Here is a 24,943-nt window from a genome sequence, read left to right as displayed (position 1 = left end):
GCTCCTGTTGTTCTGCACCACAAGATAGTAGATACTGCAGTATCAACAAGAACTGACTGATAAGTGGGTTACCCACCAAAAGGTAAGTATGGCAGCGGATCGTGACTGGAAGTGCGGAGACCCGCAACAGCATCTCAAATGGGCGGAAGCGACTACGGACGCCCTGCGTGTGCTGGAAGGCAAGTGGAAGATCGTGATCATCTGCCAACTGTTCGGAGCGAAAGAGGCTCTTCGCTTTTCCGAACTCGAACGGCGCTGCGCAGGCGTGAACCAGAAGATGCTCATCCAGCAACTGAAGGAACTGGAAAAGGACGGAATCGTGACCCGTACCGTGTATCCTCAGGTGCCGCCGAAGGTGGAATACGAGCTGACCGAGATGGGCAAAGCCCTGGGACCCTCGATGGCCGAACTTGTTGACTGGGCCTACATGCGCAGGGAGCGACTGGCGGAAAGAGCGACCTGACAACATTGTAGGGTTAGGATGCCGCCTACGCTTACTAGGCGGGGCATGCGTCTTTCTGGCACGAATGGGAATGCCTCTTTGTCAATGCATGTATAGACATCGTTCTTGAACGATGGTTCTATCCTGCAGAAGCAAGGGGATCATCATGGCCAATAAGATGTTCGATCTGGCAGGAAGAGTGGCAGTTGTAACCGGTGCCAGCCGCGGCCTGGGCCAATGGATTGCGCTGGCGCTTGCCGAAGCGGGTGCCGATGTCTGCGTTACGGCACGCGATCAAAATTCGCTGAGCGAAACCAAAGAGATGATTGAGGCCCTTAACAGGACCTGCATCACGAGCGCCCAGGATGTGACAGACATCTCGTCCATCGACGAGACGCTAAGCAAGTTCGAAAACATCACTGGCGCTGTCGACATCCTTGTCAACAATGCCGGCTACGAACAGACTTCTCCCTCGCTCGAGGTCGATGAACAGATCTGGGACAAGATCATCGGCACCAACCTCAAGGGCGCGTTCTTCTGGTCGCAGGCCGCAGCACGCCGGATGTCGCGCCGACCCCACGGTGGAAGCATAATCAATCTCTGCTCCCTCACGTCCTACGTCGGTATCCCGACCGCTGTGCCCTACGGCTCCTCGAAGTCGGGACTGCTGGGTATGACGCGCGCGCTTTCGGCGGAATGGGCGCCGCTAGGGATCCGCGTAAATGCGGTGGCTCCGGGCTATTTCCGAACAGCGATGACCGAAGGGTTTTATCAGGACAAGGGCTGGTCTGCGAAAATGCTCGACAAGATCCCACAGAAGCGGTTCGGTGATGGTTCCGACATCGGCGGCGCCGTCGTCTTCCTTGCAAGTGGCGCATCGGCCTACATTACCGGCCAATGCATTCCTGTCGACGGCGGCTTTCTGGCATCGATATAGAAACGGAAATTGACGCTTGACAGCACGGGAATGATCATATTGTCTATAGATGTATAGACAACTCTAGACAATAAAACGGGAACGAAGTCTTCGACTTCCTGGGAATTTGCCGGATAACCATATCCGGCATCCTCGCACGAACAGCTTGCAGGGTATTGCCCGGTTGCCACCGACTTGCGGTGCGTTTCCGCATGACCTGTAGGGACGATATATCGTCGCGCCGGCAGGGCGCGGACGACAGCGGCTGTCAGCGCCTCTGTGCGCCAATAAGGGTATGAGCAATGACCGACGTCACCTTTCATGAATATTCCAATCTTGGACCGGATGAGCAGGCCGCACTCTTGCGACGGTCCGAAACAGACATCTCGGGCTTCATCGAGAAGGTGGCACCAATCCTTGAGGCCGTGCGCACCGAGGGTGACCGCGCCGTTGCCCGCTTCGGCCGCGACCTCGACAAGGCAAATATTACAGAAGCAACGATCAAAGCAACGGAGGCGGAATTCGATGCGGCTTTCAAGCTCGTTAGCGAGGATGTGATCGAGGCCATCACCTTCGGCATTGAGAATATTCGCAATTTTCATGAAGAGCAGAAGCCTGAAGCCATGTGGCTGAAGGAGATCAAGCCAGGCGCCTTTGCCGGCGACCGCTTCACCCCGATCAAGTCCGCCGCGCTTTACGTTCCACGCGGCAAAGGTTCGTTTCCGTCGGTCACGATGATGACCTCCGTCCCGGCCGTCGTGGCAGGTGTTCCCAATCTGGCGATCGTCACTCCGCCTGCCCCGGACGGTAGCGTGGACGCCGCAACGCTGGTGGCAGCGCGTCTGGCCGGTGTGGAAACTGTCTACAAGGTAGGAGGCGCTCAGGCAGTCGCAGCTGTTGCCTACGGGACGGAAACGATCAAGCCGGCACTGAAGATCGTTGGACCGGGAAGCCCTTGGGTGGTCGCAGCCAAGCGGAGCCTGTCAGGTATCATCGACACAGGCCTGCCTGCTGGCCCTTCGGAAGCGATCATTTTCGCGGACGACACTGTCCATGGCGGCCTTGCCGCGCTCGATCTCCTGATCGAGGCCGAGCATGGTCCCGACTCTTCCGCCTATCTCGTGACCCATAGCCGCCGCGTGGCCGAGGAGGCCCTCGCCGCGCTGCCGGAGCATTGGGCACGTATGACCGAACAGCGGGTTCAGTTTTCGAGCGCTGTCCTTTCAGGCAAATGCGGTGGGATCATCCTCACCTCCTCGATCGAGGAAAGCTACGATTTCGTCAACGCCTACGCGCCGGAGCATCTCGAAATCCTCTCGCAGGATCCCTTCGCCCATCTCGGAAAGATCACCGAGGCTGCAGAAATCCTCATGGGTCCGCATACGCCTGTCAGCATCGCCAATTTCTGCCTCGGTCCAAATGCCGTGCTGCCGACGAGCCGCTGGGCGCGCACGTTCGGCCCGCTGTCGGTGACCGATTTTGTGAAGCGCAGCTCGATCGGCTACGTGACAGCGTCGGCCTATCCCGAGTTTGCGAAGCGTGCCCACAAGCTGGCGGAATATGAAGGCTTCTCATCCCACGCGCACGCAGTCTCGGCGGTCCGCGACAACTATCTGCCAAAGCGAGGCTGACAGGATGAAGGCGGTTCGGCTTTACGACGCGTTTGATCTCAGGGTCGAGGAAGTCGACAAACCTCTGTCGCCGCCCGCGGGCTACGTGACGATCGACGTTCGCGCCGCGGGCATCTGCGGCTCGGACGTTCACAACTACCGAACCGGTCAATGGATCAGCAGGCGCCCATCCACCGCTGGACACGAGTTTTGCGGGCGCGTTTCCGCGCTTGGTGAGGGTGTCGAAGGTCTCGCGATCGGTGACCTCGTCGCAGCTGACTCCCGCTTTTACTGTGGCCAATGCGAACCATGCAGATCAGGCCGCACCAATATCTGCGAACATCTCGGTTTCGTCGGCGAGGTATGCGACGGAGGATTTGCGGAGCAGGCCCAACTACCCGCTCGTCTGGTTTTCAAACACGAGCCGTCACTTGATCCTGCAGTGGCGGCCATGGCCGAACCTTTGGCTGTCGCCCTTCATGCGATACGACGGCTTAACCCACCCCAAGGCGAGGCGATTCTCCTAGTCGGCTGCGGGACGATAGGCGGTCTCTGCGGTTTGCTGCTTTCACATCTCCACGATGGAAAGTTGTTGTTTGCGGATTTGAATGGCAGCCGTGCCGAGATGGTGGCCGCAATTTGCGGAGGATCGGTGGTCGCACTGGATAAGTCGCAAGCAAGAACCGCACTCGGCGACGCGCGACTGCGTTACGCGGTGGATGCAACGGGAAGTACAAAAGCCATCGCGCAAGGCATCGAACTTCTGGACGGGGGCGGCGCCTTCGCTCTTGTGGGTATTAGTCATGGGAAACTGGATCTGGATCCCAATGTCCTCGTCGAGCGTGAGATTTCCCTGATTGGCTGCCATGCCTTTGAAGACGAACTCGCCGATGCCATCGCGATGTTGCCAAAGCTGCAGCCTGCACTTCTGCAATTTAGCGAGATCCTGAACTCACTCGACGGAATTCCTGATGCATACCACCGACTGATCGATGGTCGTTCAACCAAAATAAAGACGATCATTCGAATAGCCGATTGATCGAGCACACGCCTCGGCGTGAGACGGAGATAGAAATTGCCCGGCCTTTCAAACACCGCGCTGCCGCTCTACGAAAAGGTCAAGAACTTCGTGCTCGACAATATCGGGAACGGCAACTGGCCACAGAACGAGAAGCTTCCGTCCGAGCACGAGTTGACGTCTTCGCTCGGCGTTTCTCGCATGACGGTCCATCGCGCGCTTCGTGAACTGACCGCCGAAGGCTATCTGCGCAGGGTCCAGGGGGTCGGGACGTTCGTCTCGCCTCCCAAAGCACAGTCGACACTCATCGAGATCAGCAACATCATCAGCGAGATCAAGGCGCGTGGAAGCCAACACCGCGCGGAGGTGATCCTGCTCGAGCGGATCGAGCGGCCGGATCAAATGCTATTGGACGCGTTCGAGTTCAGAAAGCTTTGCCCCGTCGATCACTCGATGGTCGTTCACTACGAGAATGGCGTCCCTGTTCAGCTGGAGGAGCGCTATGTCAATACAGAGCTGGTAAAGAACTATCTCGATCAGGATTTTACGTCCATCGGCACCTACGATTACCTTCAGCACAGCACACCCCTAACCGAAGTCGAGCATCTCATCAGCGCCATCCCGGCGACGGAGAGACATGCACGCCTCCTGCACATTCGTGAGCGCGATAGCTGCCTGGTCCTCAACCGAAAAACGTGGACGGGGCAGGCGATCGCAACGGTCAATACCTTCACCTATGTCGGCAGCCGCTATTCGCTTGGCAGCAGATACTTACCGCCCAAAAAATGAAAACCTTCGCGTCATTGCAGGAGTGAGAGAGCATGGGGCAGCCCAACAGTCGGACGGCAGCCATACGGGAAAATGCCAAGAGGGGCGACGGCAGTGCCGAAGCTCTTCTTGCCGACCTGTTGCGAGATCTGTTTGGGGTCGACGCACGCGATCTGGCGATCAACCACGATCAATACAGCCTCAATTCACTGAATGGCTTCTTCGAGGCCGACGGAAAGCCCTACTTCTTCAAATTCCATCAGGAGGAAAACGAGGAGGAGATGAGCGGTGAGTACTATCGCGCCGACATTCTTGCCAAGGCCGGCCTGCCGGTAGATCAGCCGCTTATGATGTCGACCCTTCCAGGCGAGCAGATCCTCGTCTACAGGCGCAGGACCGATCCGCGCTTTTCCGATGCTCTGCGTACCCTCGACGGGCTTCATGATGAGCAAATGGCACGCCAGGCCGTGGATGCGGAGCGCCGGCTCAATGAGACCGTCCTATCGGTCTATCTGAGGACGTTGCATCCTGTCACTCCAGATGCGGTCATGAAGGAGCCGGTTCATCGCCTGTTCCGCGATCGACTGGTGACAGCCCCGAAAGGGACCTACCCTGGAGGGCGGCTGGAGAGTTTTTATGTCGGCAAGACATTTGACTTTCCAGGCGTCACGCTTTCCTGGGATTCGCTCTCGAAAGCCCGCTTTGTCATCAATGGCATCGAGTATAGCGAAACTCTCGGCCAACTTTTCGACGCCGCGCATGAAAGACTGAACCCTGTCCGTCTGGCCGATAGTGGCGGGGTGACGGCACACGGCGACGCTCATAACGCCAATGTCTGGTTCGAACGGCGCGAAGGGCGCGCGAGCCTGTCCTTCTTTGACCCAGCCTTTGCCGGCGAGCACATCCCGACGCTTCTGGCGGAGGTGAAGACGACCTTCCACAATATCCTCGCCCATCCCTACTGGCTCTACGATCCGGCTCTTGCCGAACAGAAATTCAAGGCCACAGCCAACTACGAGAACGGCCGTCTCTTTGCGGATTTCGATTGGAAGCTGACCCCGGTTCGCAAGGCGCTTTTGGAAACGAAGGCCGAAGCAATGTGGAAGCCATTGCTTGCCGCCCTCAAACGGCGCGACATGCTTCCTCAAGACTGGCGAAAAGTTGTCCGGCTCGGGCTTTTCCTATGCCCGACGCTTGTCATGAACCTGCGCGCAGGTGCGACAAGCCACAATCCGACATCCTCCCTGATCGGGCTTTCTGTGGCCATGATGGTCGGCTCGGAGCCTGATGAGGGCGAGGACCTGATGACCCGCTTCCTCGCAACGATAGATCCGGAGGGGTAGATCGTGACGATCGTCAATATCGATGACCTCCGGCTGGCCGCTCGCAAGCGATTGCCGAAGCTCTTCTTTGACTACATCGACGGCGGCTCCTTTGCGGAGGAAACCTATCGTCGAAACAGGGACGATTTCTCGCTTTTGCAACTGCGTCAGAACGTTCTCTGCAACTATGCCGAGCCTGATCTGGCGACCGAATACCTCGGGCAACGCAATCCTCTTCCATTCATGCTGGGGCCGGTCGGCTTTCTTGGCCTTTACACGAGAAACGGAGAACAAAAGGCAGCCTGTGCCGCTCACGCTGCCGGCATCCCCTTCTGTCTTTCGACCTTCTCGATCGCGTCGCTGGCAGACCTCCGGCAGGCGACAGACGGTGTGCTACATTTTCAGCTTTACGTGCTCGACGACCGCGCGCTTTGCGAGGAGTTTCTAAGCGCTGCGGAAGAGGCCGGTGTCGAGGCGCTGTACGTGACCGTCGATACGGCCATCACCGCCATCCGCGAACGTGATGTGCGAAACGGCTTCCGATCTCTTACGCGTGTCACACCTCGACTGTTCGCCAGTCTATGCCGGAAGCCTGGCTGGTTGTTCGATATCGGTCGCGGCGGCATGCCCTCCGTTCGGGCGGTCGAGCATCGCACCGACTTCGGGAGGGGAGCGCTCGAACAGGCCGCCAATCTTTCCAGGCGCATCGACAAAAGGCTCGCATGGAAGGACATCGAGGCATTGCGCGACCGGTGGAAAGGCAAACTGATTATTAAGGGCATCCTTTCACCTGAGGATGCCAAAAAGGCACAGGCGATCGGCGTCGACGGCATTGTGATCTCGAACCATGGCGGTCGCCAACTCGATGGCGCCATGAGCACGATTGCAGCGCTTCCCGACATCCGGGCCGCAGTCGGACCGGATTTCACGCTGATGCTCGACGGGGGCGTGCGAAGGGGAAGCGATATTGTCAAGGCACTTGGAATGGGCGCCGATGGTGTCATGTTGGGTCGGGCCTATACCTACGGTCTCGCAGCTAAAGGCCAGGCCGGCGTCGACCGTGCGATCGAGACATTACGCCGGGAGATCTCGATTACCTTGGCTTTGATGGGCGTGAGCTCCATCGCCGACTTAAAGGAACGTGGCTCGCACCTCATACTCAAACAGTAACCGCTAACGCCGGCGAAAGGAGACAAGTACGCAATGTCCGCCACCAAGAGCTTGATGGTCGGGCGTCAAACCTAAGAAGATGCAAGCTTTGTGATCCGTTAAAATCATCAAAAGAGGGGTTCCCAATGAACTACAAATCCATCAGCAAGCAGTTTTCCCGCGCAGCGATCGCGCTCGGGATCGTCGGCATTCTTGCCAGTGCGCAGGCTAACGCCCAGGATCAAATCCCGTCCAAACCGGAGCCGGGTACCTTCAAGATCGGCATCGAGCCCTGGCTCGGTTACGGTCAATGGCACGTCGCCGCCAGCAAGGACTTGTTCAAGAAAGCAGGCCTTGAGGATGTCGAACTTGTCAACTTCAGCGAAGACAAGGACATCAACGCGGCACTTGCCAGCGGTCAGCTCGACGCTGCCAATATCGCCACGCATACGGCCATGGCCATGGTTGCCGCCGGCCTGCCGGTGAAGATCGTCTCGCTTCTTGATTTCAGCCTGAAGGCGGACGCGATCCTGGCCGGAAGCGACATCAAGAGCGTCGCTGACCTCAAGGGTAAGAACATCGCCTTCGAGGAAGGCACGACAAGCGACATCCTGCTGAACTACGCGCTTGCCAGCAACGGTATGACGATCGACGATATCGTCCGCGTGCCGATGCCGGCAGCTGATGCTGGAACGGCACTGATTGCAGGCCGTGTTCCCGTCGCGGTCACCTACGAGCCCTACATTTCAACGGCGCTGGCCCAGGACAAGAATATCAAGCTGCTTTTTGAAGCCGGCAAGGATCCGGGCCTAGTCTCCGACGTTCTCGTCGTTCGCGAGGAGGTGCTGAAGCAGAAGCCTGGGCAGGTTCTGGCCATGATCAAGGCCTGGGACATGGCTCTGGCCGACTACAAGGCCAATACCGAGGAGGACCGCACCATCATCTCGAAGGCCGTAGGCGCCTCCCCGGATGATCTGAAAACGGCTTTCGACGGTGTCCAATACTACAGCTCTGCCGAAGCAGCCAAGGCCTTTGCCGGTGACTTCAAGACCAAGACCTTCGCCGACGTTCTGAAGGCGGCCAAAACAGCCGGCCTCGTGACCCAGGACGTTTCCGCCGACAGCATGATCGACACATCGTTTGTCGATGCAGCGAACAAGTGACCTCTGGCCACCAACGGGACCGTAATGTCTAGCTCAGAATTGTCGTCCACAACGAAAGAAAGGTCCCGCGCGCCATCGCGCGCGGGCGTCGGTAGACCACCTGGTGCCTTTCGGATCGGGGATCCGATCAGCGGCCGGTCGTTTTTTCTGATTGCCGTTGCCGTCTTTGCGCTGCTGTTTGCCGTGTGGTGGGTTGCTACCATCACCGGCTGGGTGAAACCGATTTTTCTGCCCTCGCCCGGAGCGGTGTGGGCCAAGATGATGGAACTGGCGGTCGATGGCACGCTGTGGACGGATGCCGGGATCAGCATCTATCGCATGCTCGTCGGATTTCTTATTGCATCGGCCCTGGCGATCCCGATCGGGATCATGATCGGCTGTTTCAAGACGTGGGAAGCGGCTATTGAGCCCTTTGTCGACTTCGTTCGTTACATGCCGGTTGTCGCCTTCGTTCCGCTGACCATACTGTGGGCAGGAACAAGCGATATCCAGAAGTTCGTCATCATCTTTATCGGAACCTTCTTCCAGCAGGTACTGATGGTCATGGACAGCGTCAAGCGTGTGCCGACCGACTTCGTCGGACTGGGCCGTACGCTCGGAATGTCAGAAACCAGGATCCTGCGCCGCATCGTCCTGCCGTCTGCCCTCCCCGGCATCTGGGACACGCTGCGCATCAGCCTCGGCTGGGCCTGGACCTGGCTTGTGCTGGCAGAACTTGTGGCGGCGACGTCCGGCCTCGGCTATCGGATCGTCGTCTCTCAGCGATATTTCCAGACGCAGACGATCATTGGTTACATCCTGCTCCTTGGCTTGCTCGGTCTGATCACAGACCAAAGCATGAAGGCCCTGGAGCGCATCTTCTTCCGTTACGCTGCAAGGCATTGAGATGAGCGAACCCAAACTAAAGATCGAGGGTCTGAACAAATGGTATGGTGGCAGGAAGAGCCCCGTCCACGCCCTCAGCGGTATCGACCTGGAACTCGCTGACAACGAATTCGTCTCCTTGGTCGGTGCTTCCGGCTGCGGCAAGAGTACGCTGCTGTCGATCGTCGCCGGACTTCAGGGCTTCGACAATGGCCTTCTTCTGACGGATGGAGCGCCGATCGTCGGTCCCGGGCTCGATCGCGGCGTTGTCTTCCAATCCTACACGCTGTTGCCGTGGCTGACCGCGCAGCAGAATGTTGAATTCGCCCTGCAGGCGGCCGGGTTGCCGACTGCCGAGTGCCGGGATGTCGCCCGCCACCACATTGAACTGGTGAAGCTCACCAAGTTCGCCGATGCATTTCCGTCGCAACTGTCGGGTGGCATGAAGCAGCGCGTCGCCATTGCACGTGCCCTGTCCTATCGACCGAAAATGCTATTGATGGATGAGCCGTTCGGCGCGCTCGACGCTCTGACCCGACACCAGATGCAGGAACTGCTGACCCAAATCTGGGAAGAGCATCGGCTGACCGTCCTGTTCGTCACGCACGATGTCGAAGAAGCCGTCTATCTGTCCGACCGAATTGTGGCGATGAGCATCAATCCGGGACGCATCAACGCGACTTTCCACGTCGGGCTTTCCCGTCCACGAAACCAGGACATGATTGCAACGTCGGAATTCGTTGCTCTTCAAAAGCAGGTTCTTGCCGCAATACGCTCCGGGTCGCAAAGCGAGTTCGAGCATTGATTCAGCCGACGCGGGGCAGCGTCTCCGCATTCGACCTTAATTCAAAGGAAAAGCCGTGTTCGAAACCCTCACTGCCGCGCCGCCAGACAAGATCCTCAGCCTCTCGGCTCTGTACAGAAATGACGCACGGCCGACGAAAATGGATCTCGGCGTCGGCGTCTACAAGGATTCGCAGGGTGCGACCGTCATCATGCGGGCCGTGCGTGACGCTGAGAAGCGCCTCTATGAAAGCCAGACGAGCAAGACCTATGTCGGCATGGCAGGCGATGAGGGTTTCAACAAGGCCATGCTGAAGCTGGTCTTTGGCGAGAAGGCCGATCTCTCGCGCATGTTCGCCTGCCAGACAGCGGGCGGCTCGGGCGCACTCCGCACGATCGCCGACCTATTGGTAAAGGCCCGGCCGGACGCCACCGTCTGGCTCTCCGACCCGACCTGGGTGAATCATGTACCGATCCTGAAGGCTGCAGGCCTCAATATCGCGACCTATCCCTATTTCGATCCCGCCAGCGGCACGGTGAAGGCCGAGGCCATGCTCAAGGGATTGAAGCAGGCAAAGGCCGGCGACATCATTCTGGTGCATGGCTGCTGCCACAACCCGACCGGCGCCAATCTGACGATCGAGCAATGGGGTCTAGTCGCGGATCTTCTCGTCGAAGGCGACCTTTTTCCCTTCATCGATCTTGCCTATCAAGGCTTCGGCGACGGTTTGGAGGCAGATGCCGCCGCCGTTCGCCTGCTCGCAAGCAAGGTGCCGGAAATGGCTGTCGCCACCTCCTGCTCGAAGAACTTTTCGGTCTACCGCGACCGCGTCGGCGCCGTCATCCTGATGGGCAGGGACGCAGAAAGTGTAAAGATCGCTGGCAGTCAGGCGCTCGCCACCACTCGCGTGCTGTATTCCATGCCGCCGGACCATGCCGCCGCCGCCGTCCGCCTTATCCTCGAGGACGATGCACTGCGCGCCGACTGGAAGTCCGAACTAGAAGCTATGCGGCTTCGTATGCTCAACCTGCGAAAGGGCTTTGCCGAAGCGCTCCGTCGCCAGTCCAACACCTCGCGCTTCGACTTTATTGCCGACCACCGGGGTATGTTCTCGCGGCTCGGCCTGACCGAAGCGCAGGTCGACCGCCTGCGAGATGAGTTCGGCATCTATATGGTTGGTGATTCCCGCTTCAATGTCGCGGGCCTCAGGGAAGACCGGCTCGACGACCTCGCCAAGGCTGTTGTTTCGGTGCTCTGAGCCCAAGGACCTGCCAGTTCAGTGGGCGAAGCTGTGGGCGTCTTCTGCTAACTTGAACGGGTCAATCTGCACATTGAAGCGTCAACGCCATTCGCTATCGCAGAACGCGTTCTGAAACGGTGCGACACGGCCGTGATGCCTGGATGAACGGCAAGCCACGCTTCCGCCGTTGCCATCTCGCGGTCGGGCAACAACCCCACGATGCTCCGCCTCTCTAGATCACAGACTATGCTGCCGTAGCGGCAGCTGCGACGCCAGGCCCAGTCACAGATGCCAATGACATTCAGCGTTTCCGTTGGAGCGCGCGTGCGCCGACGGACGACGCGGAGCAACCCTTGAAGCGCAGTTTGGAGCACCCCTGCACCTTGCAACAACAAGGGTGTTTCACTGAGCGAAAAGGACGAACGTCACCCCAAAGGTATTTCGAAAATTAGAGAAGATCTGGGTGACCTGGCTGGAGGCTAGGGCGCGAGCGATTTCCAGCGTTCTGAGGCTTGCAATCCGCCAATCTTCGGGACGCGCTGGCGTCTTGCCGGGTTCCGGATTTCGTCGGGGGGCACCTGGAAATAACGATCACTTTCTCAACCGAGATCGGCCAGCTCGTACCCTTCGATATCTTCATCCCGGAAATCATCTAGGGATGATGGGATTCCCTCATTTCCCTCAACATTCTTTCAAGAATGCAAGTGAGCTCCTCGCCAGAATGATGGATTGCTGCGGAATTTCGCGTAGAGATTCGTGAAGCGGTCAATTTCGCTCCACCGGAAAAACGGAACTCAGGAGGAGATAGCGAATGCCATCCACGCGCTTTGCGCTCACTTGAAGGATTCGGCCAGCGCGGTGAAACCGAAAAGGCTCAACTGAAGCGCTGAGCCACACGAGTCCGGCGCTTATGGGGCGTTGGCGGCCGCGTCGGCGCTTTGAAACTGTGTGTCAGAGCGGTGAGTAACGAGATCGATCGCGAGATAGAATAGGCTTCAGAGCAAATGCCTGGAGTTCCGGCGTGAGGAGGGTGCAGCCGGGCACCGCTTTGTGGAGGAAGTAAAATGAAAAAGTTTATCCTGGGCACTGCGATGGCGCTCGTCATGTCGACGGCGGCTCACGCGGAAACTGTCGGCGTCTCGATGGCGAAATTCGACGACAATTTCCTGACGGTTCTGCGCAACGGCATGACCGATTATGCAAAGACACTCAGCGGTGTGACGCTGCAGGTCGAAGACGCACAGAACGACGTTTCCAAGCAGCAGAGCCAGATCCAGAATTTCATCGCCTCCAAGGTCGATGCAATCATCGTCAACCCTGTCGATACCGATGCAACCACGGCAATGTCGAAGCTCGCGGCCGATGCCGGCATTCCGCTGGTTTACGTCAACCGTCAGCCGGTCAACGTCGACACGCTGCCGGACAAGCAGGCCTTCGTCGCTTCCAACGAGCAGGAATCCGGCACGCTGGAAACCAAGGAAATCTGCCGCATTCTCGGCGGCAAGGGCAAGGCCGTCGTGATCATGGGAGAGCTCTCCAACCAGGCTGCGCGCATGCGGACCCAGGACGTTCACGACGTCATCAAGACGGATGAATGCAAGGGCCTGGAGATCGTCGAAGAGCAGACGGCGAACTGGGACCGCACCCAGGGCGCCGACCTGATGACCAACTGGCTCTCCAGCGGCATCGAATTCGACGCCGTGATTTCCAACAACGACGAAATGGCGATTGGCGCCATCCAGGCGCTGAAGGCAGCCGGCAAGGATATGACCAAGGTTGTCGTCGGCGGTGTCGACGCCACGCAGGACGCGCTTGCCGCCATGCAGGCGGGTGATCTCGACGTCACGGTGTTCCAGGATGCCGCCGGCCAGGGCAAGGGCTCGCTCGATGCAGCGCTCAAGCTCGCCAAGGGCGAAAAGATCGACAAGAAGGTCTACATTCCCTTCCAGCTCGTGACGCCTGCCAACGTCAAGGACTTCGTCACCAAGAACTGAGGCGATGAGCAAAAGGTGCGGGCTTTGCCCGCACCTCACAGCATCAGTATGCGGTGCAGGCGACAGCCGACGTTCTCGGCGGCTACCGAGACGGCTAGACCCGACAAAACCGCGCGGCGTTGTCGTGGAGCTGCAGGCAGTTTACATCTGTTGCCAGCGCCCCCCGTCTATTCCGCTAGGGTCCAGTCGGCCGAAGGCATGGGTCAGCTCAGACAGGCAGACCGCCGAATGGTGACATAGGCGATACGTGATCAGCCTATCGACCTCCACCGGCGAGCGCCCTTGAAGCACATCCAGGTAGACGCTCGTATCCAGGAACAGAGGCCCTCCGATTGCCGGTTCGTCGGCAGCCCAAGGACGATCTTCGTCGGGGCCTGCGCTCGAGCGTCCCGACGTGCTTCTGGGGCTTTAGTGATCGCGGGATTTCAGAGAGTTCAAATCCCAAGATCGATATCCGTCGGGATGCGGCCCTTGCGGCCCACCAGACGTGCGCCAAAGTCGTCTTCGAGAGCCAGCCGTGAAAGCGCCAATTCCAGCAACTCAGTGTCAGATGTAACATGGGCACGCTTCTTGGCTGCCTCGATCAACTCCGACGGCACTCGCCCCGACAAGCGGGTATTCTTCGCCGTACCAAGGAGACCGACGGCCTTCGCTTGCTCAAGTACGAGCCTATTGCGAGTCAACGCGACTTCCGCTTCGCTTTCCGCAACAGTTCGTGGTTGGGTAGCCATAAGAATCTCCCGTGTTGAGCAGAATATAGATTGTGTTGAACAGGAAGGCGAAGTTCAATAGCAGTAGGGGTTGCGATCCAGGAGTTCGCGGCAATCCACCATGGGAATGACGACGGGGAGCGGGCACCGGACGGGTGGAGACCGACAACGATACCCGAAGGCTCTATTTTCCTGCTCTTTCCCGGTGCCCGGCACCGGTATGCCCCGCATCGCCGTACCGGATGGGTCGAGCACTGGATCGAATGCCGGGGAGGCGCCTTCAATTTCGCGTGCGACGCCGGCTCGGCGCAACCGGAACAACCAAGCAGCTCCGAGATTTCAGATTTGTTCACTTCGATCCACGCGTTGGCGCAGCCCGATACCGCGCGCAATCAGCCGCGCATCTCAACCCTTGGATTTCAGTTGGCTTTTCACTCGATTACTGACCAAAAATTATATTAAAATATTGGTCAGAAAGCGCCTGCTATCCCGAGACTCAAGCTTGAGACTATTCTTCTAGCAGGCCGTCGAAGACCTCGAGCATGGCATCGCTGATGGCCTTGCCAAGTGCGGCGGCAGTCTCCGCCAGCGCTTCCTCATTCATATCACGAGCAGCCATCGCGAAGGCCGCACCTTCGGCCGCAACGATTGCTTGCGCGCGTTGGATTGCCCAGAGCGCCAAGTCACTGCGGTTGCTGATCTCCACGGTCTCCATGTTTTCTCCTGATCTGTACGAGCGATCCCTTATAGCGGATCTGTCGGACGATGTAGTCTGAAGAGTCGTTTTAAGAATGAACCCGAGGTAGCGAAAGACAGCAGTTCGATCTGTTTGTTTCGCCTGAGGCGGCATCTACGATACCTCTCGTCGGCCGCATGCAAGGGGCGTCCGCTCCTTCATCACGTCAGATCTGTACTCCGTCGCACAAACTGATAGAAAGAGCGCCCGCGGAAATCGAGAAATCGTCCGCTGCCGGACGCGGTCGGCAGCGGTGGAACTAGAAAACGGTTTGCACGTTTTCCGGCCGCCAAAAGGAGCCTCAACGACATGAACATGGCCTCGAAGATTGCGAAATCCCCTGTTGTCCCGTCCATCGGCGCCCTGCTTGCAGAGGCTCGCCAGGCTCGCGGCTATTCGCTGGACGACGTCGCAGAAACTACTGGTCTGACTGTTGCGGAGGTGACAGCTCTGGAGAACGACGCGGATTTCGACGCGTCGAGGATCCGAAGAACCGCAGCCGCTCTAGGGGTTTTAGACAAGATTTGAGACGCGCGACGCGCTGACATCGTTACACAGCTACTTCAAGGAGAGTGCCTGCCGCAGCTCATTGAGTAGAGGTCGCGCTTCAATGGGAAGCCGTCCAATGCTGGTACAGCTTATAGGGACAATTAAGCGCCTGACTCAGCCCGGCTGGGACGAGTCGGCTGGCCCAAATCAATTTGCCGAGCGCCTGAAGTCATTCGTCGCAACCTTGCTTTTTAGAGACGCTCGCGCGTCACCTTGCCGAGCGCAGTTTACCGGGTCATTGAGCACTAAACCGGGAGTGCGCTGGTCCTGTTCGATGGACGCGGGCAGCGGTTTGATCTTTGACGGGTCAGAAGTTCATATCGTCTCAAGAGCCCCATCGTCGCCTTGGGCAAATAAGATTTGGATGACGAACCTTATCGCTTGAAGACGACGATTTTCTCCGCCGTCATCTCCCGCGCCGATATCGCTACCGTTGCCGACCAAAGAATCTTTTTGGGATGATGTCGGTTCCTCGATAACTCGTCCGTCTTTCAATCATGACGACTGCTAGACCCCTCACACCAAATCATGAAAGGGACTGAAATGGCCAAGAACACGATCTGCCTTTGGTTCGAGAAAGATGCCGAGGAAGCTGCAAACTTTTATGCGCAGACTTTCCCTGATAGCGCTGTCGGAGCCATTATTCGAGCACCCGGCGATTATCCGGATGGAAAAGTCGGCAACGTTTTGGTTGTCGAATTTACGGTTGCCGGTGTCTCTTGCGTCGGATTGAACGGCGGCTCAACCTTCAAACACAGTGAAGCATTCTCATTCCAGATTTCGACAGAAAACCAGGAGGAAACCGACCGATATTGGAACGCCATCGTTGGAAATGGCGGACGGGAAAGCGAATGCGGGTGGTGCAAGGACCGTTGGGGAATCTCGTGGCAGATCACGCCGCGCGTTTTGATGGATGCCATGAGAACTGGTGGGATTGAAGCAAAAAGAGCCTTCGACGCGATGATGAAGATGCAGAAGATCGACGTCGCGGCAATTGAAGCGGCCGTTCGAGGATAGCGTCGTCGGCAACTTGGCCGCCCACTCTACCGCCAACGTTTCAAGGCGCAATAGCCAGTGTCGGCAACCCGTCTGCCAACCAACGAGGACATTGAAGCAAAGGCGAGTAAACAGCTCTCTCAATGTTTCAGGAACGGAGGTAAAACGCGTACGCTTTCAGCCAGATCCTGATAGCTTGCATATCGCGCGTGCATTTCGTCGAGCTCGAGCATGGTCAAGGCGGATACCATCGACCGGCGATACCAAGCGTTGCCAGCGCGAATGCGGTCAAAGCGCTGGACAAGCAATACGTCCTTCCCCGACGCTCGGACGATCTTTACAGGCGATACATTCAGACCTGAAAGCGCGGCCAGGCGCATGGCAATGTATTCGCCCTTCACCACGCTATACGTGTCAGAGCTGCTCGAGAATTTTGCGATGAATTTGCGCGCCTTCGCGTAGTGCTGAACGAGCACGCGGCTGGGGCGTGCCCGTGCCTGGGAGCAACGACGTTATCTATGTCTGGTTCGATGCTCTGGCGAACTATCTCAGAAGGCTCGATTACGGTTCCGACGAAACCCTGTTCTGGCGAAACTGGGCACAGCAAGGCGAGCCCTCCCACTTTGTCGGCAAGGAAATTTCCAAGTTTCACGCGATTTAATGGCCAGCGATACTCCTGTCTGCCGAAGTGCTGCTCCCGTCATCGATCTTCGTTCATGGCTACCTAACGGTAGACGGCGAAAGATCGGAAAATCGGCGGGCAACGGCATCGATGGGCCTCGTGGAGTACTATCAGACCAAGGACGCACTGCACTATTACCTGCTTCGCAATATGGGCCTGAACAATCGCGCTGAGAATTCTCATGTGCCACCTCGAAAACGAGAACGGATGATGCATGGATTTCGATCTGCCGGCGGCTTTCAACGTTTCATCTCGGTCTTTTCAGCAACCAGAACTATTTCGTCCCGTCTCACCAGAAACGCTCAGCCCTTGGCACCCATAGTCATCGCATCAGCGCATTGGAAAGTCGTGACCGGCGCAACTGCGTCGGCGATTAAGCGAACAACGTGACATAGCCCTTCGAACACAGGCGCCGTCCCTGGCTAGCTTGTCGGGCAGATAGCCGTCATTGACAGCCGTACGACGAGATCACGGCTCGCCGAGGTTGGCTCAGTCAACATTATAAGCCTTCAGACTGTTCCAGCAGGTGTCCCGCCGGCCGCAATGATCGCCTCCGGCGTGTCGACGTCGATCTGCGCTGCATCACCAATCTCGACGTCTGTCACCGCCAGCCCGGAGGTTTCGATCAGATGGCGGGCGCCCACATCTCCCTCCAGGCGGAGAACGGCATCGTTCAGCGACCGCGGCAGGATGACCGGATTTCCGCGCTTGCCTTGCGACACGGCGCGAACAATAGATGCGCCATTGGCGTCTCGAAACGCGGTGATCATTCTGTTCAAATCGTCTGTGGTCACGCCCGGCATGTCAGCGAGCATGACGAGAACGCCCTCCGTGTCGTCGGCCGCGGCAGCGGCAAAGCCCGTCGTAAGCGAACTTGCCATGCCCGCCGGGTAGGCCGGATTTGCGATGATCGTCACCGGGAGATCGACCAGGACCTTGCGGATGTCATCTTGACGATGGCCGACGACAACCGTGACCGATGCGGCATCGCTACCCATCGCGATCAGGGCTGACCGGCGAACAAGCGGCATGCCGTCAAAAGCAGCCAGCAGCTTGTGACCACCATTCGGGCCCATGCGCGTTGCCATTCCTGCCGCCAGCAGGACGATTGCGACCTTTGGCTGCAATGACGTCTCCTTCAAGGTCTCACGCGGCATCGACCCTGTCTGGATTTCCATTAGCAGTCCACCCACGCCCATGCGACCAATATCGTACCCGTTGGGATGTTCCCCTGCTAGAATCCGCTCCGGCAGTCGATCGAAGCCATTCCGTTTTGGGCCGCGGGCGTAACCCCGGATCCCCGACGGCATAACAGGTACCGATCTCGCCGAAAAACCATGAGGTTTCCCGGATCCATCGGGATGTCGACGCGCAGGACTGCGGGAATGAAATCGCCATGCACCGACGACGATGATCAGTCGCGGGCTTCATCGGCAATGGGCGGCGGCATCTCTCCGAATGGTATCGCCGATGCGGGCTGCCGTCACCTTGACGAAGGCCTGCCCGCTCCAGCTACACAAGGTCGCCTTGGCATAGTACATGCCGCTTCGAACGGGCTTCTTCCGTAGGTCGTAGCGCATGAGGCGACCAGCCAGCGTCGTCGGCAAGAACTGAGGGCGTTTCATTGCGGCCCATCCCAGGAGAGCGAAGGGCGGCGCGAGTGAAGCGCCTGGATGACCTGAGCCAATATGGCCACGGCGATCTCGGCGGGGTTGGACGCACCTATATCAAGCCCGATCGGAGCGTGGATGGTTGAAAGTGCATCGGCGCCAAAGCCGTCCGCGGCAAGGCGTTCGGTCCGCGCGGCGTGGGTCTTTTGACTGCCGAGTGCGCCAATGTAGAAGCAGCCGGTGCGCAATGCCGCGGCCAGGGGAAAATCATCGATCTTCGGATCGTGGGTGAGCGCGACCAAGGCGGTGTAACGGTCGAGCGGATCGGCCGTAAGCGCATCGGCAGGCCAATCGGCGGACAGCAGCACGTCAGGAAAGCGATCCCGCGTCGCAAAGGCCGTGCGAGGGTCTATGACCCGCACATCGAAGCCAGCGAGCCTTGCCATCTGCGTCAGACATTGGCTGATATGGACGGCGCCGATGATGGCAATACGCGGGGCGGGCATGTAAACGTTGACGAAGCCGCTTGCGGAAGCGCTGTCGAAGGCTATAGAGCGGCCGGACCGAAAGGCACGTTCGACGAGTGCGACAAACGGTTCCTCGATCGGGTCACCTTCCAGGATGACATGCTCCTCGTCGGCATGATGATCGGTCAGAAGCACTGCGGCAACACGTTTTCGACGCGCGGCGTTCAGGCTTTGCAGACTGTTGAGGCGCATCAGCCGATCCTTTCGACATAGACGCGGATGCGCCCGCCGCAGGACAAGCCGACTCGCCAGGCAGTTTCGTCCGCGACACCGAATTCCAGCATCTGCGCCTTGCCGTCGGCAATCACATCGATGGCCGCCGTGATCACCGCAGCTTCGATGCAGCCGCCGGAGACCGAGCCTTCGAAATTGCCATCAGCGTCGACCACCAGATGGCTGCCCGCCAAACACGGCGCCGAACCCCAGGTTTCGATCACGGTCGCAATCGAAACATCACGACCAGCCGCTATCCATTCTTCGGCAGCAAAAAGTGGGTCGGTTGCGTGTATTGCGGTTGTCATTTCGGCCCTCAGGTCAATTGTCGTTTAGCCCTGCAAAGATCTTGGCGATATCCGTCTCTTTGACGCTATCTCCGACATACCAGCTCAAAGTGTCGTAAAATCCGAGAAAGGACCCCTTCGTTTTTGCAAGGAGCGCCGTAGCTTCTGCACTTGAGATCGAAAGCCTGGCGACGAAGAAACTGACAAGAACAGCTTCAGCCCTAGGGTGGGCAAAGACGAGGGCTGTTGGAGAATTGGGCGAAATCAGTGGCAACACGGGAGCGGGCAATTTACATGGCAGAGTAACTGACAAGCGGATATCGCGGGAGGATGCCGCAGCTTCGATCACGAAAGCCTCCGCATCGAGAACCCAGGCGGAGCGTGCCGTATCGAAATAGCGGAAATCGCGCTGCCTCAGCGTCAAGCTCACCGTCTTCGTCTCGCCAGGCTGCAGATGCAGCTTGGCGAAGGACTTGAGCTCGCGGATTGGCCGCTTCAGGCCGGGCGCAAGCGGGCGCACATAAAGCTGGACCACTTCCTTGCCGGCGACCGATCCGCTGTTACGGACAGTAACACGCACCGCGCAACTCGTATCCGCGCCGATCTCGCTCTTGTCGAGCTCCATATTCTCATACGTGAACGAGGTGTAGCTGAGCCCATGCCCGAACGGGAAAGCGGGGACGATTTCTTTTAAATCATAGAACCGATACCCGACGAAAATACCCTCGCTATAGACATGCCGCCCGTGCTCGCCCGGGTAGGTGTGCCAGCCTGGAATATCGTTCACGCGCGCGGGCATGCTGGCAGAGAGTTTACCGCAAGGGTTCTGCTCGCCGAACAGAATACGGGCGATCGCTTCGCCGCCGCCCTGCCCGGCATAGAAGCTGGCAAGCACGGCATCAACATCGTGGAGCCACGGCATCTCGACGGTATCCGGCATCGACAGCACGACGACGATCTTGCGACCGGCTGACGCCAGTGCCTTGATGAGGGCGTCGTGGCTAGCGGCGAGCTTCAGTGTGTCGCGGTCATTGCCTTCGCCGTGGCGGCTCTTCTCGTTTTCCGCGAACACCACAACGACATCGGCGCGTGACGCAGCCTCAACGATCGCCTCGATCGAGGCCAACAGGTCCCCCTGCGCGGCGCAGGAGAAGGGCTGATGCCGCACCGTCAAGGTGTCTCCCGCCCGCTTGGCGATCTGAGCCAAGGGACTGTCGACGCGATAAGGATTGGTGGTGGCCGAGCCGGAGCCCTGGATGACCGGAATGACAGCGCCATCGCCGACGATGAGAAGCTCGCCCAGGCGGCCGGGATCAAGTGGCAGCGCCTTGCCTACGTTGCGCAGCAGCACGATCGATTCCGCCGCGATTTCGCGTGACAGCGCATGGTGCGCGTCGAGATCCGCCGCGGTGCCGCGCTTCTCGTGCATCTTGCACTTGATCACGAACGCCAGAACCCTGGCGCAGGCGGCATCGATCAACTCAGTCGGCACGTCGCCGGCTTCGATCGCGGCGTGAAGGCGCGCCTTGCGCGGCTGGCTTTCCGGCATGTCGAGTTCGGTGCCGGCATTGAGCGCGGCGCCACGATCCTTGATCGCATGCCAGTCGGAGACGACCAGCCCGTCATAACCCCATTCCTCGCGCAGCACGGTACGGAGCAGCCAATGATGCTCGGCTGCCTGGATGCCGTTCAGCGGATTGTAGGCGCTCATCACGGTCCACGGCGCGCTCCTTTCGATTGCCCGCTCGAAGCCCGCCAGATAGATTTCGCGCAGGGCCCGCTCGTCGACATCGGAACTGGTCGTGGTTCGCTCGATTTCCGAATTGTTGCAGGCGAAATGCTTCAGCGAGGCGCCGACGCCATGATCCTGCAGGCCTGAGATGACAGCAGCAGCGAGTTCACCACTGATGACGGGATCCTCGGAATAATATTCGTAGGCCCGCCCAGCCAATGGCGTGCGCCGGATGTTGATGCCGGGGCCAAGTAGCAGATGAACGCCGAAATCCTGGCACTCGGCCGCAAGTGCCGCCCCCATGCGGTAGGCAAGATCGATATCCCAGGAACAGCCAAGCAGATTGCCGTTTGGAAAGCATGTGGCCGGGCGGGTGGCGCCGAACATGCCGCCTGGCCCATCGCCCTGTTGCCCGACGAGATCGAGGAATGCCTGGAGACTGTCTTCGTCGTTGTCGCCGGCATCGATCTGGGTGGTCGAATAGCGCACGCCATACGCACCATCGGTCATGACGACCGAAGGGATGCCGAGCCTTTCGATCGATGCCGTTTTCCACAGCCCGCGTCCGCTCAGTAGAGCGACCTTTTCGCCGACGGTCATTTGGCCAACGAGCGATGGGATTTCGTCTTCGCTGAGCTGGAACATGGGTAGTCTCCGAGGTTACGGCAGGCGTCGGCTCAGCAGATTTTCTGAAGGAGTTCCATTAGCATCATGCGCTCGGCAACCGTCAGGTTACTCAGTGTTTCCTGCGAAATCTGCAGTGCGACCGACAGGTTGCGAGCCACCGTCGCCTCGCCGTCCGGCGTCAGCGTCAGCACCAGCCGCCGTGCGTCGGTTGCGTCGGGTGCTGTGTGAACCAGCCCGCGCTTCACCAGTCGATCGACGACCCCCTTGATTGTCGCCATGTCCATGGCGGTTTCGCGGCCGAGATTGCCCTGCGAACAGGGCTGCAGTTCGTTGAGCTTGACCAGCGCTGCCCATTGGGTCGTGGTCAGTTTCTCCGCCATCAGGCTCGCAAAGATCGCCACGTGCCGCTGGTTTGCCTGCCGCAGATAGAAGCCGATCTGTTCGCCAAGCGCATACTCGGCCTGCTGGCCTTGAACCTTAGGCACTGCCGCCTTCCTGCGGCCGCCTTTGTCTTTGAAGGGAACATCCATCGGATCTCTCAAATCTGCCTGTTCGTCGTGATTGGCAATCGCATTGTCGAACTCAGTCTCGCCATAAATCCAGGATGGCTTCTGTCGATAAGATTTCGATCTGCTCCGAAAGCCTCGGCACCAAGATCTCGGTTACCATGGCGTGCGCTTTCATGTCACCGCTTCCCAGCGCATCCTCGGCCAGGATGACCCGGTAGCCGGCGTCCACCGCATCGAGAACGCTCGCGTAGACGCAGACGTCTGTCTCGACGCCTGAGAAAATCAGAGTGTCCGTTCCCGAGTTCTGCAAGCGGCCGGCGAAACCAGGCGAACCGAAGACGGAATAGGTTTCTTTGTCGACGATGGAGCCAGGACCGGCGATCGCCGCCAGCGGCGCGACCAGATCCAGCACGGTCGCGTCGAGCTCATCCAGCGTCACCGATGACCAGCGGCGATAGTAGTTCTTCCAGCGGCCTTTTGCATCTTCCGCGTTCTGCGGAACCACAAATCGGACAAAGATCGTGTCGAACGGGCGCGCTTGGCTGAGCGCCAGCACGTTCGGAAGAATATCGGTGATTGCTGGTGTATGCCACGCCGTTTCCTCGGCAAACAGACGTTGCATGTCGATGACGACATGCAACGTATTCTTGGAGAGCGGCGCGGTTGCCATGATCAGTCGGCCACCGAGACGGTGTGTTCCGGGGCCCAGCTCAGGGTGATGCTGTCTCCATCGCTCAGAATCTTCCCATCGCGGTTCTGCGCAAACAGCTTCAGCGGCAGGCCATCGGCAGTCTCTAGCAGATAGGAAAGCACGGGACCTGCATAGATGACCGTGGTGATGCGTGCCGTTAGGCTATTGCCGTCCGTCGGACCAGATACGATCGACATCTTTTCCGGACGAACCGCAAGCGTAATTTTGGATCCGCTTGATGGCAACGTCCCGGTTGTCCGGACGACCGTCCCATCGGCCAGACGCACGGCTCCATTATCCACCGTCCCGGTGAGGAAGTTGGAATCGCCGAGGAATTCCGCTGCAAAGCGCGTCAGTGGCCGTTCGTAGACGGTTTCCGGCTCGCCGATCTGGACGATGCGGCCCTTGTCGAGGATGGCCACCTTGTCGGACAGCGTCAGCGCTTCTTCCTGGTCGTGGGTAACGAAGATCGTCGTCAGGCCGCTTTCACGCTGGATGCGAAGCAGTTCGACCTGCATCTCCTGGCGAAGGCGGCGATCGAGCGCCGACAGCGGCTCGTCGAGAAGAAGTACGCTCGGCTTGATGACGATGGCGCGGGCCAGTGCGACGCGCTGCTGCTGACCCCCGGACAGTTGCTTGGGCGTGCGGTCGCCGAAGCCGGGAAGACGGACCATCTCAAGAGCCCGATCAACTTCCTTGCGCGCGGCGGCGCCCTTGATGCCTCGACGTTCGAGACCGAAGGCGACGTTCTGGGCGATCGTCATGTGCGGGAAAAGTGCGTAGGACTGGAACATCATGCCAATGTTGCGGCCCCAGACAGGGATGTCGGTGACATCGTTGTTGCCGATCCTGACGATACCCTGGTCGGGCTTGATGAAGCCCGCGATGATGCGCAGAAGCGTGGTCTTGCCGGAACCGGATGGGCCGAGAAGGCTGGTGAAGGAGCCTTCGGGAAACTCGGTGGTGATATCCGACAGGACGGGCGTGGTGCCGTAGGTCTTGGCGACGGAATTGACTTTAACGTTTGTCACGAGTGTCTCCAGGCTTGGCGAAACGCGCAAAAATCAGGATGATCGTCATCGAGCCGAGCAGAAGTACGGTCGAGATCGCGTTGATTTCGGGGGTGAAGCCCTTGCGGATCGAGGAGTAGATTTGCACCGGCAGCGTGGTGTAGCCGGGCGTTGCGAGAAAGTAGGAAATCACGAACTGGTCGAGCGAAACCGCGAAGGCAAACAGCGCGGCGCCGAGGATGCTCGGATAGAGCAGCGGCAATGTCACCGAGAAAAAGGCGTGAACCGGTGTGGAGCCGAGGCTCATGGCTGCTTCTTCCAGATCGGCACGAATAGTACGGAAGCCGGTCCCGACCACCAGAACCACATAGGGGATTGCGAGTGCGACGTGGCCGATCAGCAGGGCATGCATGCCACGCCCGATGCCGCTCCAGTAAAAAAAGATCAGCATCGCCGTGCCGGTAATCAGCCACGGAATGGCAATCGGCGGCAGTAGCATTAGCTGCAGCAGGCTCTTGCCGCGGAATGTCCGTCGCGACAGCGCCACCGAAGCCATCGTCCCAAGCGCCGTCGCCAGCACTGCCGTGATCGTGGCGATGACGATGCTGTTCAGGCCAGCCGTCAGAAGCACGGTGTTGCTCGACAGAGCCTGGTACCATTGCAACGAGAAGCTGAAGGGCAGTTCATAGAGCGGCGATGCGTTGAACCCCATTGCCATCATCACGAGAATGGGCGTGTAGAGGAAGATAAGGATCGCAATGAGATAGATACGGCCAAGCGGTTTCATGATCCTC

Annotated in this window: 26 protein-coding genes and 5 pseudogenes; 17 read left to right on the top strand and 14 right to left on the bottom strand. The window is 58.8% G+C overall.

Translation table 11 applies throughout. The annotated features are described in order from the left end of the window. The first annotated feature begins 88 nt into the window (after positions 1–88). The 11 genes from AB8B31_RS27110 to AB8B31_RS27060 all read left to right on the top strand — a co-directional run bounded on the left by AB8B31_RS27110 (position 89) and on the right by AB8B31_RS27060 (position 11,294). On the top strand, positions 89–463 hold the full coding sequence (locus AB8B31_RS27110; RefSeq protein WP_018517409.1) for a winged helix-turn-helix transcriptional regulator: 375 nt from the start codon (positions 89–91) through the stop codon (positions 461–463). Positions 464–608: 145 nt separating this feature from the next. Next, complete coding sequence (locus AB8B31_RS27105; protein ID WP_018245227.1) at positions 609–1,379, top strand: SDR family NAD(P)-dependent oxidoreductase; 771 nt, start codon at positions 609–611, stop codon at positions 1,377–1,379. 281 nt (positions 1,380–1,660) lie between these two features. Then, positions 1,661–2,989 carry a histidinol dehydrogenase gene (gene hisD / locus AB8B31_RS27100; RefSeq protein WP_018245228.1) on the top strand — a complete coding sequence of 443 codons (1,329 nt, stop codon included), beginning with the start codon at positions 1,661–1,663 and terminating at the stop codon, positions 2,987–2,989. Positions 2,990–2,993: 4 nt separating this feature from the next. Further along, positions 2,994–4,007 carry a zinc-dependent alcohol dehydrogenase gene (locus AB8B31_RS27095; protein ID WP_018245229.1) on the top strand — a complete coding sequence of 338 codons (1,014 nt, stop codon included), beginning with the start codon at positions 2,994–2,996 and terminating at the stop codon, positions 4,005–4,007. A 36-nt stretch (positions 4,008–4,043) separates the two neighbouring features. Next, positions 4,044–4,775, top strand: a complete 732-nt coding sequence (hutC, locus tag AB8B31_RS27090) for a histidine utilization repressor (RefSeq protein WP_439007580.1) — start codon at positions 4,044–4,046, stop codon at positions 4,773–4,775. A gap of 32 nt (positions 4,776–4,807) precedes the next feature. After that, positions 4,808–6,097 carry a hypothetical protein gene (locus AB8B31_RS27085; RefSeq protein ID WP_439007579.1) on the top strand — a complete coding sequence of 430 codons (1,290 nt, stop codon included), beginning with the start codon at positions 4,808–4,810 and terminating at the stop codon, positions 6,095–6,097. Positions 6,098–6,100: 3 nt separating this feature from the next. Continuing rightward, on the top strand, positions 6,101–7,246 hold the full coding sequence (locus AB8B31_RS27080) for an alpha-hydroxy acid oxidase (protein ID WP_131705717.1): 1,146 nt from the start codon (positions 6,101–6,103) through the stop codon (positions 7,244–7,246). Positions 7,247–7,371: 125 nt separating this feature from the next. Continuing rightward, complete coding sequence (locus AB8B31_RS27075; protein ID WP_018245233.1) at positions 7,372–8,388, top strand: ABC transporter substrate-binding protein; 1,017 nt, start codon at positions 7,372–7,374, stop codon at positions 8,386–8,388. 24 nt (positions 8,389–8,412) lie between these two features. Then, on the top strand, positions 8,413–9,273 hold the full coding sequence (locus AB8B31_RS27070) for an ABC transporter permease (RefSeq protein ID WP_026188656.1): 861 nt from the start codon (positions 8,413–8,415) through the stop codon (positions 9,271–9,273). A 1-nt stretch (position 9,274) separates the two neighbouring features. Then, complete coding sequence (locus AB8B31_RS27065; protein ID WP_018245235.1) at positions 9,275–10,057, top strand: ABC transporter ATP-binding protein; 783 nt, start codon at positions 9,275–9,277, stop codon at positions 10,055–10,057. A gap of 55 nt (positions 10,058–10,112) precedes the next feature. Then, positions 10,113–11,294, top strand: a complete 1,182-nt coding sequence (locus tag AB8B31_RS27060) for an amino acid aminotransferase (RefSeq protein WP_131705718.1) — start codon at positions 10,113–10,115, stop codon at positions 11,292–11,294. A 122-nt stretch (positions 11,295–11,416) separates the two neighbouring features. On the opposite strand, the pseudogene AB8B31_RS27055 reads toward AB8B31_RS27060, so the two are convergent. Beyond that, positions 11,417–11,626, bottom strand: a pseudogene (locus tag AB8B31_RS27055) (ISL3 family transposase); the annotation flags it as partial. A 714-nt stretch (positions 11,627–12,340) separates the two neighbouring features. On the opposite strand from AB8B31_RS27055, the gene AB8B31_RS27050 reads away from it, so the two are divergent. Then, entirely contained in the window at positions 12,341–13,270 is a 930-nt protein-coding gene (locus AB8B31_RS27050; protein ID WP_018244093.1) for a sugar ABC transporter substrate-binding protein, read from the top strand. A gap of 177 nt (positions 13,271–13,447) precedes the next feature. Here the strand turns inward: AB8B31_RS27050 and AB8B31_RS27045 are convergent. Together AB8B31_RS27045 and AB8B31_RS27040 are read right to left on the bottom strand one after the other, a co-directional pair. Then, positions 13,448–13,715, bottom strand: a pseudogene (locus AB8B31_RS27045) (hypothetical protein); the annotation flags it as partial. Then, on the bottom strand, positions 13,705–14,001 hold the full coding sequence (locus tag AB8B31_RS27040) for a hypothetical protein (RefSeq protein ID WP_018245238.1): 297 nt from the start codon (positions 13,999–14,001) through the stop codon (positions 13,705–13,707). The pseudogene AB8B31_RS27045 and the gene AB8B31_RS27040, both read right to left, overlap by 11 nt. A gap of 57 nt (positions 14,002–14,058) precedes the next feature. On the opposite strand from AB8B31_RS27040, the gene AB8B31_RS27035 reads away from it, so the two are divergent. Beyond that, on the top strand, positions 14,059–14,442 hold the full coding sequence (locus tag AB8B31_RS27035) for an AraC family ligand binding domain-containing protein (RefSeq protein WP_077988349.1): 384 nt from the start codon (positions 14,059–14,061) through the stop codon (positions 14,440–14,442). A gap of 46 nt (positions 14,443–14,488) precedes the next feature. Here the strand turns inward: AB8B31_RS27035 and AB8B31_RS27030 are convergent, their stop codons facing one another. Beyond that, positions 14,489–14,695 carry a hypothetical protein gene (locus AB8B31_RS27030; protein WP_018245239.1) on the bottom strand — a complete coding sequence of 69 codons (207 nt, stop codon included), beginning with the start codon at positions 14,693–14,695 and terminating at the stop codon, positions 14,489–14,491. 330 nt (positions 14,696–15,025) lie between these two features. Here AB8B31_RS27030 and AB8B31_RS27025 point away from each other — a divergent pair, with 330 nt between their 5' ends. Together AB8B31_RS27025 and AB8B31_RS27020 are read left to right on the top strand one after the other, a co-directional pair. Further along, complete coding sequence (locus AB8B31_RS27025) at positions 15,026–15,244, top strand: helix-turn-helix domain-containing protein (protein WP_018245240.1); 219 nt, start codon at positions 15,026–15,028, stop codon at positions 15,242–15,244. Between the two features lie 564 nt (positions 15,245–15,808). Further along, the gene (locus tag AB8B31_RS27020; RefSeq protein WP_018245242.1) at positions 15,809–16,282 is read left to right on the top strand and encodes a VOC family protein; all 474 of its coding nucleotides are present in this window, start codon (positions 15,809–15,811) and stop codon (positions 16,280–16,282) included. Between the two features lie 78 nt (positions 16,283–16,360). On the opposite strand, the pseudogene AB8B31_RS27015 reads toward AB8B31_RS27020, so the two are convergent. Then, positions 16,361–16,713, bottom strand: a pseudogene (locus AB8B31_RS27015) (HipA domain-containing protein); the annotation flags it as partial. Between the two features lie 35 nt (positions 16,714–16,748). Between AB8B31_RS27015 and AB8B31_RS27010 the strand changes: the two are divergent. Both AB8B31_RS27010 and AB8B31_RS27005 read left to right on the top strand, forming a co-directional pair. After that, positions 16,749–17,045 (top strand): annotated as a pseudogene (locus AB8B31_RS27010) (class I tRNA ligase family protein); the annotation flags it as partial. Between the two features lie 51 nt (positions 17,046–17,096). Continuing rightward, positions 17,097–17,333 (top strand): annotated as a pseudogene (locus tag AB8B31_RS27005) (IS6 family transposase); the annotation flags it as partial. Positions 17,334–17,452: 119 nt separating this feature from the next. Here AB8B31_RS27005 and AB8B31_RS27000 read toward each other — a convergent pair. The 9 genes from AB8B31_RS27000 to AB8B31_RS26960 form a co-directional block, all read right to left on the bottom strand. After that, positions 17,453–18,070 carry a nucleotidyltransferase family protein gene (locus tag AB8B31_RS27000; protein WP_245484586.1) on the bottom strand — a complete coding sequence of 206 codons (618 nt, stop codon included), beginning with the start codon at positions 18,068–18,070 and terminating at the stop codon, positions 17,453–17,455. A gap of 300 nt (positions 18,071–18,370) precedes the next feature. Beyond that, positions 18,371–18,568 (bottom strand): hypothetical protein, encoded by a 198-nt coding sequence (locus tag AB8B31_RS26995; RefSeq protein ID WP_018245245.1) that lies wholly within the window; start codon positions 18,566–18,568, stop codon positions 18,371–18,373. Then, positions 18,565–19,272 carry an XdhC family protein gene (locus AB8B31_RS26990; RefSeq protein ID WP_018245246.1) on the bottom strand — a complete coding sequence of 236 codons (708 nt, stop codon included), beginning with the start codon at positions 19,270–19,272 and terminating at the stop codon, positions 18,565–18,567. The genes AB8B31_RS26995 and AB8B31_RS26990 overlap by 4 nt, the downstream gene beginning before the upstream one ends. After that, positions 19,272–19,601 (bottom strand): XdhC family protein, encoded by a 330-nt coding sequence (locus AB8B31_RS26985; RefSeq protein ID WP_130716195.1) that lies wholly within the window; start codon positions 19,599–19,601, stop codon positions 19,272–19,274. Before AB8B31_RS26985 ends, AB8B31_RS26990 begins: the two co-directional genes overlap by 1 nt. 13 nt (positions 19,602–19,614) lie before the next feature. Further along, complete coding sequence (locus tag AB8B31_RS26980) at positions 19,615–21,957, bottom strand: beta-glucosidase (protein WP_439007578.1); 2,343 nt, start codon at positions 21,955–21,957, stop codon at positions 19,615–19,617. A gap of 32 nt (positions 21,958–21,989) precedes the next feature. Then, positions 21,990–22,469 (bottom strand): MarR family winged helix-turn-helix transcriptional regulator, encoded by a 480-nt coding sequence (locus AB8B31_RS26975; RefSeq protein ID WP_018444488.1) that lies wholly within the window; start codon positions 22,467–22,469, stop codon positions 21,990–21,992. A 52-nt stretch (positions 22,470–22,521) separates the two neighbouring features. After that, entirely contained in the window at positions 22,522–23,118 is a 597-nt protein-coding gene (locus tag AB8B31_RS26970; protein WP_112907576.1) for a cysteine hydrolase family protein, read from the bottom strand. A gap of 2 nt (positions 23,119–23,120) precedes the next feature. Further along, on the bottom strand, positions 23,121–24,170 hold the full coding sequence (locus AB8B31_RS26965) for an ABC transporter ATP-binding protein (protein WP_018245251.1): 1,050 nt from the start codon (positions 24,168–24,170) through the stop codon (positions 23,121–23,123). Beyond that, positions 24,157–24,936, bottom strand: a complete 780-nt coding sequence (locus AB8B31_RS26960; protein ID WP_007813634.1) for an ABC transporter permease — start codon at positions 24,934–24,936, stop codon at positions 24,157–24,159. Before AB8B31_RS26960 ends, AB8B31_RS26965 begins: the two co-directional genes overlap by 14 nt. Positions 24,937–24,943 lie beyond the last annotated feature (7 nt).

Origin of the sequence: Rhizobium sp. 62_C5_N11_2 (genome assembly GCF_051811185.1) — a bacterium.
Classification (GTDB): Bacteria; Pseudomonadota; Alphaproteobacteria; order Rhizobiales; family Rhizobiaceae; genus Rhizobium; species Rhizobium leguminosarum.
The sequence above is the reverse complement of the archived record's forward strand: the minus strand, read 5'-3'. Positions and strand labels throughout refer to the sequence as shown.